Here is a 12787-nt window from a genome sequence, read left to right as displayed (position 1 = left end):
CCCACACAGCCAATTGGACGTGTAATTGTCCGGTACCCGTAAGCCCACACATCGTGTTATCCCAAACCGCCACTTTCAGCAACAGCCTTGGGGTGGCGGCGTACGCCGCCACCCCAAGGCCTCCGACTCGTCGAGATCGAATCATATCCTCACTAGCGGGGGTTCCGCCCTCCCCGGCAGGCCGCCCAGTGGCAGGTGCCCATGTCCGGCTTAAGCAGATCGCTGAGCAGCGTTCTCTCCTCCACGACATCAGACCCATTGCGGAAGGTGTAACCGGGACCGAGAGGCGCCAAGGTGTAGTTAGGAATAATGGAGCCTGGGCCAGCGACTTCGACCGGAGTCATCCGAGGGCCACCCGGCCCTGAGATACGCATTCCCTGCTGTCTCGTAATCGTGAAGCCGTGCTCTCCGTAGAAGGCAACCGAAGTTCCTTCAGGGACAACAACCATACCGTCCTCAGGTCGCCAGGATCCGTGCCCATGGAAAACGGTTTCACCGTCACCTCGGAAAGGCGCATCTGTACGATTCGCGCCGCCAGAATTACCCGTGCCGGAATCTGACAGTGTATCGGCTTTGCCCCCGCTGGAACCGCCGTTGCCGCGTGAAGACCCACCCGACGAGCCACCAGGCTTGGAAGTTGCCTTAGCACCTCCGGATCCCTTGCCGGCGCCGCTCGACGCGGCAGAGGATCCCTTCGGGTTGCTCTTGGCCTGGGCCTGTTTCTGGACCGGGTTGCCGGTCTTCTTCGTGGCGTTTGTCGCCTTGTTACTTGTCGTACTGACCTTGTCGGCGGCCTTCTTCTTCGCCGCCTGGGCTGCCTTCTTCGCCCGTTCGATGGCCAGCTTCTTGGCGTTGAGCGCCGCCTGCTCTGCCGCACGGGCTGCTGCCAGCACCGCCTCGGCGGCCCGACGCGCTTTCTGCCAAGCCTGGATGGCATCGATCGTTCGATTGACCGCTCTCATCACGGCCGGGATCTTGCCGAGCTTGGCCCATGGGATCGCCTGGATGATCAGGCTGCCGCAGGACCACATGTCACCGCCGAAGCAGTTGATCGCGTCGGTGATGCCAATGAAGTCCTTCAGCATCGACCAGGCGGTGTCCAGGACCACCGACATCAACGACCGGCCCATGTTCGACTGCGCCTCGGAGACCTGCGCGGCCGACAGACCCGCGCCCGCCAGCGCCGCCGCCGTCTCCGACGCGGTCAGCGCCACCGACAGACCCGACGGGTCCGAGTGGGTGACCGGGTTGTTGTGGGCGTACGCGTACCCGTTGGACTGGGCCGGGTCGCTCAGGTCCAGGACCGGGTCCGCGGACAGGAACCGTCCCACGGCTGGGTCGTACAGACGCGCGCCGAGCGGGGTGTAACCAGACGCGTCATCGCGAAGGGCACCGAGGAATCCGGTGTTGTTCTGCATGTTGACGCCGAGCGGAGCGGTGCCTCGCTGGTTGCCGAACGGATCCTGCTTCCGGATCCGCACCGGCATCACCGTGTCGTACATGCCGATCTCGGCGTACGTGCTGCCCTGGTGGTCGCCGGCGAGGGCCAGCAGATGGGAGCCGTCGACGGCACCGTTCGCGTAGCGCACCGCCGTGCCACCAGGCGCGGCGTACGAGCGTTGGACGGAGATCTGCTCCCCGCCCCGCCGCATGGTGAGCTGCGCCTCGCCAAGGTTCAGGGTGGCCTGGCGCTGCTGGATCGTCAGGAGACGCGTACCGCCCGGGCCGTAGATGTGCCGGGTCTCGTCCTGCGCCTCCCACTGCTGCGCCGGCACGGTGGCGCAGGTGGCCAGCACGACCGGCGTTCCGCCGACCGGCACGGCGTCCTTGACGGCGACGCACAGGCCGGAGGCGCTGTGCTTGAGCTGACCGGTCGACAGGCGTTCCACCTGCTGGCCCGCCGCGCCCGTGCAGCTCTGCACGGCGAGGACCGAGCCCGCGGTGTCGGCGGCCGGCTGGATGCACCAGTTGTCGTACGCGGAAAGCGTGCCCAGGTTCGGGTTGCTCTGGTTGGGCGTGGCAGCGAAGGCCCACTTCTGGGCGGGCGACTCGTTGCACGGGAACAGCATCAGGGCCTGGTTGGGGACCGCGAGACCGTAGCTGAGGTCGAGGCACATGTCGGCCAGACCGACGTACGCGCTCTTGCCCTTGCCGCCCGCGCCGTTGACCCGCTCGACCTGGCCGTCGTAGGTCCAGGACAGCGTCTGCTCGTCACCGTTGTCGATCGAGGCGACGGACTTCGTCTCGCCGGTCAGCTCGTACAGCCGCTCGGCGGCGGCGGTGACCGCGGCACCGGCCGGGGTGACGTAGTTCTTTGTCACCTTTGTCAGGGTGCGCGGCTGGCTGCCGTCGGCCTTGCCGTAGGTGTACGTGGTGGTGGCGTCCTTGGCGGCGGCGCCGGTCAGGTCCTTCTCCACCAGCTTGGTGCGGTTACCGAGCAGGTCGTACTCGTACTCCTGCCAGTAGCCGGACTTGTCCGGGCCGGCAGCCACGTTGAGAGAGCCGTCCCCGTTGACCGGGCCCGGGGAGCACTGCGCCTGGTCCTTGGCGGTCCAGGCCGTCTTCAACCGGCCGACCGCGTACTGGAAGCACTGCCGCTCCTCGATGCCGGTGGCCTGCTCGCGGATCGCGGTGACGTTGCCGGCCTCGTCGTAGGCGTAGGAGCGGTTCGAGACGAGGTTGCCGCCGACGATGCTCTTGTCGCCGGTCTGCTCGCGGTAGACCTGCTGGCTGTTGAGGGCACCGCTGGCGTCGTCGTACGACGCCAGGGCCCACACCCGGTACGGCTGGGCGCCGAGGGTCGAGCGCAGCACCTGCCCGTACGGCGAGTAGGCGGTCTCCGCGCCGTACCAGTCCTTGCCGGACACCGAGAGCGGCAGCCCGTCCTTCGTGTAGCGCATGACGAGCTTCTCGGACGGCAGGCTGCCCACGGCGGGCAGGACGGCCGACTCGGGTAGACCGGTGTCGGTGTAGGTGTAGTCGTAGCGGTAGGAGTTGCGCAGACCCCAGGTGTCCGCGACCGACTGCGGCAGCGTGAGGGTGGTGGACGTCGGTTGGTAGTCCTCCGTGTAGCCGCCGATCGACTGCGTGTAGGGCAGGCCGTCGGTGTAGCGGGTGGCGGTGGCCGGCAGGCCCTTGCCGCCGGGGACGGTGTCGTAGGAGTACTCCGCCACCAGAGCGCCGTTGCTGTCACCGAGTCGCTGCTGCGTCGGCCGGGAAAGCTCGTCGTAGCCGTTCCACACGGTGACGCCGCGGGCGTTTGTGCTTGTCAGCTGCCGGTCCCGGTGGTCGTACGCGATCCGGGTGGTGCCGGCGTCGGGGTCGGTGGCGGTCTTCTGCCGGCCGCGCTGGTCGTAGGTCCAGGTCCACGGGCGGGTCGGGTCGGCGGAGTGGGTGGCCTGCGCCAGTTGGCCGCGCGCGTCGTACTGGTAACGCATGGACGTGAACGTGGTGCGGTTGGCGTCGGTGAACGTGTCCAACCGGGTGGTCCGGCCCAGGGCGTCGGTGTACATCCGGTAGGAGGTCGCACCCGACGGGTTGATCACCGTCGAGTAGTCGGCGCCGTACGCGTAGTTCGTGGAACGCGCCGGGTGTTCGACACCCCGCAGGACCGGCATCTCCCGGGTGACCCGGCCGAGGCCGTCGTAGGTGTAGCGGGTGGCGTTCGGCACCGCCGTGTCCGCCAACGGTGTGAACAGCGTGCCGACCGGGCTGCCGTCGGCGAAGTAGGCGTTGTTTGTCTGCCACACCTCACCGGAGCTGCCGTACAACGTGTCGGTGATCAGCCGACCCGCGCCGGTCGCCTGTTCCTGGCTCTGCCGCTCACGTCCGAGACCGTCGTAGAGGGTGACCGCGGTCTGGACCTTGCCTTCGTGGCCGCGGCTGAAGGTGGTGATGTAGGGCGGTTTGCCGGGCCGGGTCGCGTACTCGGCCTTGAAATCCGGGACGAGGGAGGCGGACGGGGTACGGCCGGGCGCCCAGGCCTCGACGAGCCGACCCATCGGGTCGTACCGGGCCTCGCTGACCCGGTTGTTGAGGTCGGTGGTCTTCACGGTGGTGGCGCGGCCTGGCTCGATCTCCTGGACCTGCTTGTGCCCGAGGGAATTCTGCTCGGTCACCGAGAAGGCCTGCCCCGTCGACGGGGTGTAGGTCATCGTGGAGGTCTTGCCGTCGGGGTCGGTTTTCGAGACGACCCGGCCGATCGCGTCGAAGCCGGTGGCGCCGTCGGGCTGGAAACCCGACCCGTCGGCCTTGAGTGACCAGGTCTGGGTGGCGAGGCCACGGGCGTTGGCGCCGAGCGCGGTGCCGTACGACTGGCCGTCGTAGGCCACCCGACCGGCGGCGCTCAGCGTCGTCAGGTCGTCGAACGTGGCGGTGCCGCAGGTCGTCGGGCTGCTCCGGGTCTGCTTGGTGAGACCGATGATGTTCTTGTCGGTCCGGTGCAGGTATTCCAGGAAGGTGCAGGACTCGTCGCCGCTCTTGTCGACGTCGCCGAGCGACTCCACCTTCGTCGGCAGGCCGGTTCCGGTGTCGTAGTCCGTGTTCGTCTCGATCGTGCGCAGGGTGCGGTTGTCGTCGCCGCTGCCCGAGGACTTCGTGTACGACCGCTGGCGCGTTTCGGTGACCCGCCACGCCTCCAGCGGGCTCAGACCGTCGTCCCGGGTACGGCTGGCGAGCAGTTGCGCACTGGGATAGGTGACGCTGCGGGTGAGCCAGCCGGTCGTGTCGTTGTCATCCGCGTCGGCGTACGTCAGTTCCTCGGCAACCCGTCCGGCGAAGGGCTCGCGGTCCTTGGCGATCTCGGCTTCGGCCATGTCCTTCACCGAGACCGTGTCGCCAGTGCCCTGGAAGTAGCGGGTGACGACCTTGGTCCGCTTGCTGCCGAGGCTGGGTTCGTCCGCGCCGGTGAGGACAGTGGTCAGCGCGAAGCCAGCGAACTGGGAGTAGGTCCGGGTGGACTTCTTGGTGAACTCCTGCTCGGCGAGGCGCCACGCGGCGTTCTGGTATTCGTACCGGGTGACCGTGGTGTAAGCGCCGTCGACGTTCGGCAACTCCTCGACGCTGTCCACGACGTACTTGTGGAACCAGTCGATGTCCTCGACCGACGGATCGGGGTGCCAGTAGCTCGGATAGCAGAGCCGGTTGTTGGCCTTCAGCGCGGCGGTGTCGGTCTTGCCGGGTAGGCCGCTGCCACTCGCACAGCCGCCGACCGGTGCTTTGTACCTGATGACGGTCTCGCCGCCGTACTCGTTGATGACCCGCGAGATGCGCAACCGGGAGAAGCCGGGTCGGTTGTCCCGCTTGACGCGGTTCGGCATGTCCTCGGCGTTGGCCTCGAAGCGCACCGGGTTGAGGGTGACCGCGTCTCCGGTGCCGTCGCGGCCGTACCCGGTACGGGAGATCGACTCCAGCCACAGCGCGGTGTTCGGGCCGGTACGCAGGATGGGGAAGGACTGCTTGAGCTTGTAGTCGTCCACCTTCTGGTGGGCGGTGGTGCCGGAGTGCCGCTGGGCGGACGTGCTGATGGTGTCGAGACGTTTGCGGCTGAAGAACGACGGCCCGGCGTTCCAGCACTTCTCCCTGTCGGCGCACCGGAGGGCGGCCGGGGTGTCGTACCAGAGGCGGTAGTTGCTCGGGTTCCTGTGGGCGAAGTTGGCGTCGCTACAGGTGAGCGAGCCGGAGTCGAAGCAGCGCTCGGCGACCGCGAAGCGGACGCGGGCGGGCGCCTCGGCCGAGAAGATGCTGTCCTTGCGCTGACCGTAGTCGATCTGGGTGAGGTAGCCGGCCCGGTCGTACTCGACGGGCGACGTGAAGTTGAAGTTGCGGGCGTAGTAGTTCTTCTCTTTGGCCCACCACAGGCTCATGGCGTTGCCGTGGACGTCCTCGACGTAGTCCAGCGACCAGCGCCACGCCTGGGTGCAGGCAGAGCCGGCCCAGTTGTCCGGCTTGTAGCAGGTCTCCGCCGAATCACCATCGGTCGCGTGGTTGCCGTAGACGGGCACGGTGAGCACGGAGTTGGTCTCCGGCTTGCCCGCGGTCCAGCCCGGCAGCCGGTTGAGGCCGAAGTGGTAGCGGGTGCCGTCGCGGGTCGTGACGACCCAGTACTCACCGCTCGCGTCGCCGTTCGCCAGGCCCGTGTTCTTCTTCAGCTCGACAACGGAGCCGTCACCGTTCGCGGTGGTCCACGTGCTGCCGTCCCAGACCAGCTCGGTGGTCGCGCCGGCGAGCGACAGGGTGGCGTTCTCAGAACCCCAGCACAGGTCGGCGGTGCGGTGGTCCTTGTTGTTGGAGCCGGCCTTCTTGGAGTCCTCGCGGCAGGTCGCGTAGCTGCGGGTGATCGCCCCGGCGCTGTAGTCCCAGCCGTCGCCGATCCACGAGGCCTGGTTGTTTGTGGCGGAGGTACGGCCGTCGACCGACTGCGAGGAGTAGGAGAGGGCGACCTTCGGCATCAGACCGCCGGCGGTCTCCGGCACCTGCACCTGGTAGGAGTAGGTGAACGCGCCGGAGGAGGAGCCGGCGGCCCAGGAGCCCGACGAGAGCAGCGGGGTGGCGGTGTAGTCGCCGGCCGCCGAGCCTCCGGTGTCCAGCACGCCGACCACGTTGGGCTCGGCCGCTGCCGCGGACCTGCCCTGTGCGGAGCCGGTCGCGCCGTTCAACAGCGGGCCGACCGGGACCCTGGTGGTCAGTCGGCGGGTCGACTCGTCCTGGGCAGTGGTGGTCCTGGCGCCCGACTTCTTGGCGGGCACCAGCTGCACGTCGCGCGAGAGCGTCTGCGCCCCGGCGTCCAGGGGGGCGGTCCCGTCCGCGGCGCAGTCACCGGTGTCGGGGGCGTCGTACACACAACCGGGCAGCAGCACGGCGCCGAAGCGGTCCGCGGCCTGCGGCCCGTACAGGTCGACGAACTCTGTCGTGTTCACGCTGAGCGCGACCTCGGCCGCCGGATCCGCGGTCGCGGGCGGCGTGATCTTCATGATCAGACCGGAGACGCCCGCGTCCTGGGAGGCCTCGGGGGCGGCCAGGTCGACGGTCCAGGAGCCGGCAAGGGCGGCCGGGTCGGCCCCCGCCGGCACGCCCAGCTCGATCGGCAGGTCGTCGACCGGCACGGTGACGCCGGCGGCGACCCCGGTCAGGTCCACGTCGCCGCTGCCCTGCTGCCACGGTTCGACTTTCTGCGGCAGGTACGGCGTGACAGGCACTTCGTCGGCGGTGGTCAGATTCGTCTCGCTGGCGGCGTCCTCGCCCACCCGCTCGGCCGCCGGAATGTCCGGCAGCTCGAACGTGCTCTCCTCGCGTGCCATGCCGGGGCCGGGCACCGCCCAGGCCTCGGCGGGCACCATCGTCGCCACAAGTGTCGTGCACAGGGCCAGCACCATCGCTCGACGGGCCCGGCGGTGGCCAGGTCCCGTCGGGGTTCCGGGGCGTGACCGCCGGACCAGCAAACCGAAACCTCGCACGCGTCGACTCCCACCAGCGAAGACGAAAAGGGGTGGCGCGGAGAACCGCGGAAACCGGCGCCACGTCCGGCGCATGGTTGAGCACTGTGCGGCAGGCATAGCGCGAAATCAAGATTACGAAGAGTGAGAGCAGGCGACTCGGTATGACCTACATCACGCCACATTTGGCCAGAAATTGAGCGGTCAGGGAGAAGCCGAATCCTCGCCGCATGCCTCCACATTGCACTGCAATTCGGGCCAACAAATCCAGACACAAGATCAAATTTTTAGCTGACCTGAGCAAACACTTAACGCTAGATAACAGATCGGTAACAGCCGCAGGGTAACCGCAGTGGGGCTGCGGCATGCGATCGTGTGCCCGCGTTCTGCCCCGCGGCTCCGCCCACCGGGACGTTCGCGCATCGCCTCCCATCCACCTGGCCCCTACGGGAGTGGATTCGCCGTGACCGCGCCTCGCCTGCTCAGCCCCTTCGTGCGTACGCGCACCAGGCTCACCCTCACCGTGGGCCTCACGCTGGCCGCCCTCGTCGCCGCCCCCCTGCCCGGGTGGCTCGGCTCCGACGAAGCGCCGAAGGACGCCACCATCGCGGCACGCGTCGCGCCCCGCAATGAGGCGGCCGCCGCCGCCGAGGCCCACCGCACCCGCACGGAGGTGCTCGTCGACACGGCCACCACCGCCACCGCGCGCACCTGGGCTCTGCCGACCGGCCAACTGCGTAGCGAATTCCACGTCCTGCCCCAGCGGTCGCAGGACGCGGGCGGCCGGTGGAGGGACATCGACAACACGCTGACCCGCACCGGAAAAGCCCCCGGCGGGCTCGACATCCGCCCGGTGAACGTGCCCGCCCCTGTACGTTTCTCGAACGGCGGCACCACCACCGACGACAGTGTGTTGGCCGAGGTGGACGTGGCCGGTCACACCATCGCGTACACCTGGCCCGGCCGTCTGCCGGAGCCGGTGCTCGACGGCGCGCGCGCTCTCTATCCGGAGGTACGGCCCGGCATCGACCTCCTGGTCGTCGCCCGGGACCAGGGCGGCTTCGCCCAACTGCTGATCGTCAAGGACCGCGCGGCCGCGCAGAGCCTCGGCGGCGTGAGCTACGGCCTGCGCTCGAGCACGCTCGTCTTCCACCACGACAAGAACACCGGTGGGGTACGGGTGCTCGACCGCGCCGGCGGTGCGGAGATCACCTCGATCCCGACCCCGTTCGCCTGGGACTCCGCCGGCCGCGACCCGGAGGCCGAGCCGGGCGCCGTCGCCCGCACCTCCGTAGCCAACCCGGCCGACGTCCTGAAGCTCTCCGGCCTCAGCGGCAGCGAGCCCGGCGCTCACCACGCGCCACTGTCCACACGTCTCGACCGGGACCGCACCGGCGATGTCCGACTGCACCTCGACGCCGCCGCCGGTGGGCTCCTCGGTCGCCCGGACACGCTCTTTCCCGTCTTCATCGACCCGACGCTGAACAGCGGTGAGACCGCCTGGGCAACTGTCTACGCCCAGAACCCGAACACCAACACCTGGAACGGCACCAACTTCAACAGCGGCACGACTGTCACGCGGGTGGGCTACGAGAAGGATTCGCCGTTCCGGGCCCGCTCCTTCTGGCGGATGGGCTTCAGCAGCAGCCTCCGGGGGGCGACGGTCAGCACGGCCAGCTTCAAGATCTTCAACAACTACTCCTACAGCTGCACCGCACGCGAGTTGCAACTGTGGCTCACCGGCGCCATCTCCTCGGGCACCACCTGGAACAAGCAGCCGGGCTGGATCGGCGAGCAGAGCCGGCAGACCTTCGCCCGCGGCTACAACGGCAACTGCGCACAGGACTACGTCAGTTTCAACGCGACGAACGCCGCGCAGTTGGGCGCCAACAGCGGCGTGCCGAACCTCACCCTCGGCATGCGCGCCACGAACGAGTCCGACACGAACACCTGGCGCAAGTTCAGCGTCAACACCGCCCTGCTGTCGGTCACCTACAACCGGCCGCCGAACGAGCCGACCGACGGCACCACCACCCCCGGCGGCGCGTGCTCGACCGCGGGTGTCACGATCGCCAAGACCAACATCGTCCTCGCGGCCAACGCCAGCGATGCCGACGGCAATCTCAAGGGCCTGCGCTTCCGCTGGTGGAGGAGCGGCGAGACGATCCCGGCCGGCACCCTGGTGACCAACCTGAGCGGCGGTCGGGCAAGCCTGACCATCCCGACGACCAGCCTTGTGGACGGCGGCCTCTACTTCTGGGACGTCAACGCGCAGGACGAGTCCAACGCGACATCCTCGTACTTCCCGCCTGGAAACGATCCCTGCCGATTCGTCATCGACGCCTCCGCGCCGCCCGCGCCGACCGTCACCAGTCCGGTGTTCCGCGAGGCCACCCCCGACGGCGCGACGTGGGCCACCGTGAAGTTCGGCCAGACGGGCCCGGTCACCTTCACCGCCGCCGGCGCTGTGCGGTTTGCCTACCTGTACGAGGATGTCGGTCTCGTTCAGTACGTGAACGCCACAAACGGCACCGCCACCGTGCCCAACCTGATGCCCCGGCACGCCGGCCCGATCACCCTGCAGGTGTACGCCTACGACGCTGTCGGGAACCAGAGCGCCCGGACCGACTACGTGTCGTACATACCGCCACGAGACGTGGCAGACGGCCCCGGCGACACCGGCGGCGACGGGATTGTCGACCTGCTCGTGGTCGACTCCGGCGGCATTCTGCGCAACTACGCCGGCGACGTGGGCGGGGAGATAGGCGGCTCCCAGGTCGCCTCCTATGACGACCGGGGCACGCTCAACCCGGCGGGACACTGGTTCAACCCCGCCTCCGGTCGAGCCGCCCTGATCACGAAGTACGCGGACGCCTACCCGGGCGACGGCTCGACCGACCTGTTCGCCATCAACCCGGACGGCACCTTCTGGCTCTATCCGGGCGATGGCTACGGCAGCTTCAACGTGGACAAGCGGCTGCGGGTCATCCTGCCGGGCAACGCGCCGGCTTCGTCGACCTGGACGCAGATCAAGGCGGTCGGCGACATCACCGGAGACCGGCTGCCCGACCTGATCCTGCGGGCCGGAACATCCTGGTGGGTGCTGAGCGGCTACACCGGGGCGAGCTTCCAGGAGGCGACCCTGATGGAGGACAGCACCTGGACTCGCCAGGAGATCGTCAACGTGGCGGACGTCGACCTGGACGGCACGCCCGACCTGGTCTGGCGCAACCTGGACAGCGGCATCATGTTCCTGCGGCACGGCAAGCCGGGCGGTGCCCCGGGCAGCGTGGCGCTCGACTCGCTCAAGACGCCCGGCGGGTCGCGCAGCGGAGACATCGTCTACGCCCTGGGTTGGACAGACACCGCGATCACCGCACTCATCGGGATCCCCGACATCAACGGGGACCGGGTGCCCGACTTCTGGGCCCGGTACGGATCAGGCGGGATGTGGACCTACCGCGCGAACACCATCAATGCCGGCATGCCTTTCATCGTGTTGGGCGACGGTGTGAACGCGGACAAGACCTTCGGCTGAGATGCGACCGACGACGGGCCCGAGCAGTCACCTGCTCGGGCCCGTCGTTCTGCGTGAGAGGCGGTAGCGCCGAGGACCTGCGGGCCGTCGTCAGGCTTGCCCGGGTGCTGCGCTTGGCCACCTGGACGAACGCGGTCCAGGCCGACGCTGACGGTCAGCCGCACTGGTCCTGATCACTCGGCCGGGGTGGCACGATCCCGTCGCCGTAGTTGGCGGCCAGGGTCGCGGCCCACACGTCCGGGACGCTCCGACCGGGAAAGGCCAGCGGGACGTACGACTGCAGCGCGCCGAACGCGTCCAGCATGGGCGCGAACTGCTCTTGCCATTCGCTGCGTACGGCCGAGGTGGGAAACCCCCGGAAGACCGCGATTTCGGGATCCCTCTCACCCCAGCAGCCCCACCTGCGGGAAGGTCCGGTCGCAGCGATGACGTTCGCCGACATCACGGTCGAACCGAAGGTGTCGCTGGCAACCTCACCGAGAGATCGAAGGTGGCTGCTGAGCGGGAGCGAACGTTCCGGTAGGCGTGGTGATCGATCACGACAGGCTCCTCCCCCGGAGATCGTCAGGGTGCGGCCCCACCATGCACGACTGGTTCGTGCAGATCTTGGAGGGAAAGCGCCCCTCCCGGGGCCGAATCCTTCCAAGATCTCTGCTGAACGAGTTCGCCGAGCGACTCAGCGGCGGTTGTTCACCTGCCTCGCGCGGGTTGACGTGATGAAGGCGGCCCAGGCCGACTCGGTGAAGGTCAACGCCGGACCGTGCCGGTCCTTGCTGTCGCGTACGCCGACCGCGTCGACGAACCCGGCCACCTCGACGCAGTTGCCCTCGCCGCCGGACCGGGACGACGTGCGCCAGACTCCGTCACGCACCATCTGTCATCTCCTTCGCTATCGTCGCGATCAGCTCACGGGACTCGTCGGCGCTCAGCGTCCGCTCGCCGAGGGAGCGCCACGCGTCTTCGTAGATCTCGATCTCGTGGGTCTTGTCAAGGTAGACCGCGCCGCACGGACCGTCCATGTAGATCGTCGTCGGCTCCGGCTCACGCACGTCGGCCGGGAAGTCGAGCATCGTGAAGGTGCCGGCCTGTGCCCAGCGCACCAGGCCCACAGCGAGCGGCAACACCCGAATGCCGATGTTGTGCTGTCGTGACGACACCAGCAGTGACTCCAGTTGCCGGGCCATCGCCGCACGATCGCGCAGCGGCCGGCGCAGCACCGCCTCGCTCAGGATGACGTCGAGGCGCGGAGCGCGAGGTATCGCCCGCGCCAGCAGACGTTGGCGGCGCAGCCGCACGTCGACCTTCGCCTGACGTTGCTGCTCGCCCATCTGCGGGTGGTCGGTGGCGATCACCTCGGTCATGTACTCGACCGTCTGCAACAGCCCCGGTACGAGGTTCGCCTCGTAGTGACGGATGCGGGTGGCGGCGGCTTCCAGGCCGACGTACAGCTTGAACCAGTCCTTGATCGCTTCGCCGTAGCTGTGCCACCAGCCGTGCGCCTTGGTCTCCCGCGCCAGCGCCCGCATCGTCTCGATCGTCTCCGGGGACGCGCCGTAGACGCGGCACATCGCCGCCACGTCGTTCGGGTGCATGGGGACCTGGCCGGTCTCGTAGCGCCAGATTCGAGGTGCCGACCATTCCAATTCCTTGGCCGCCGCGGTGACCGTCACATAGGCATTTTCGCGAAGCTCTCTCAGATATCTGCCAAGCTGCCTCCGTGGGACCGTGCTGCCGGAGTCGTCCACGTCATCTCCCTGGTTGTCGTCGCGTAAGACACCTCGCCCCTTGGTCCGCATTCTGCCGCGAAAGATTGTGT

The 12787-nt window shown here is 68.3% G+C and carries 5 protein-coding genes; 1 reads left to right on the top strand and 4 read right to left on the bottom strand.

Annotated elements, in window-relative coordinates; all coding sequences use genetic code 11:
- Window positions 1-152 precede the first annotated feature (152 nt).
- The gene (locus ACLQ29_RS27445; RefSeq protein WP_425774323.1) at window positions 153-7373 is read right to left on the bottom strand and encodes a putative adhesin; all 7221 of its coding nucleotides are present in this window, start codon (window positions 7371-7373) and stop codon (window positions 153-155) included.
- Window positions 7374-7896: 523 nt separating this feature from the next.
- Here ACLQ29_RS27445 and ACLQ29_RS27440 point away from each other — a divergent pair.
- Entirely contained in the window at window positions 7897-10971 is a 3075-nt protein-coding gene (locus tag ACLQ29_RS27440) for a DNRLRE domain-containing protein (protein WP_425774322.1), read from the top strand.
- A gap of 154 nt (window positions 10972-11125) precedes the next feature.
- Here ACLQ29_RS27440 and ACLQ29_RS27435 read toward each other — a convergent pair whose 3' ends face one another.
- The 3 genes from ACLQ29_RS27435 to ACLQ29_RS27425 all read right to left on the bottom strand — a co-directional run bounded on the left by ACLQ29_RS27435 (window position 11126) and on the right by ACLQ29_RS27425 (window position 12716).
- Entirely contained in the window at window positions 11126-11275 is a 150-nt protein-coding gene (locus ACLQ29_RS27435; protein ID WP_425774321.1) for a hypothetical protein, read from the bottom strand.
- 372 nt (window positions 11276-11647) lie between these two features.
- Window positions 11648-11845 (bottom strand): DUF397 domain-containing protein, encoded by a 198-nt coding sequence (locus tag ACLQ29_RS27430; protein ID WP_425774320.1) that lies wholly within the window; start codon window positions 11843-11845, stop codon window positions 11648-11650.
- Complete coding sequence (locus ACLQ29_RS27425; RefSeq protein WP_425774319.1) at window positions 11835-12716, bottom strand: helix-turn-helix domain-containing protein; 882 nt, start codon at window positions 12714-12716, stop codon at window positions 11835-11837. Before ACLQ29_RS27425 ends, ACLQ29_RS27430 begins: the two co-directional genes overlap by 11 nt.
- Between the last annotated feature and the right edge of the window lie 71 nt (window positions 12717-12787).

Origin of the sequence: Micromonospora sp. DT228, assembly GCF_049841595.1 — a bacterium.
Taxonomy (GTDB): Bacteria; Actinomycetota; Actinomycetes; order Mycobacteriales; family Micromonosporaceae; genus Micromonospora.
This window is presented reverse-complemented; position numbering and strand designations above follow the sequence as displayed.

Bases quoted from the DNA above. Each gene is read 5' to 3' on its own strand.
- ACLQ29_RS27445 (WP_425774323.1), bottom strand. From the start codon at position 7,373: ATGGTGCTGGCCCTGTGCACGACACTTGTGGCGACGATGGTGCCCGCC.
- ACLQ29_RS27435 (WP_425774321.1), bottom strand. From the start codon at position 11,275: ATGCTGGACGCGTTCGGCGCGCTGCAGTCGTACGTCCCGCTGGCCTTT.
- ACLQ29_RS27430 (WP_425774320.1), bottom strand. From the start codon at position 11,845: ATGGTGCGTGACGGAGTCTGGCGCACGTCGTCCCGGTCCGGCGGCGAG.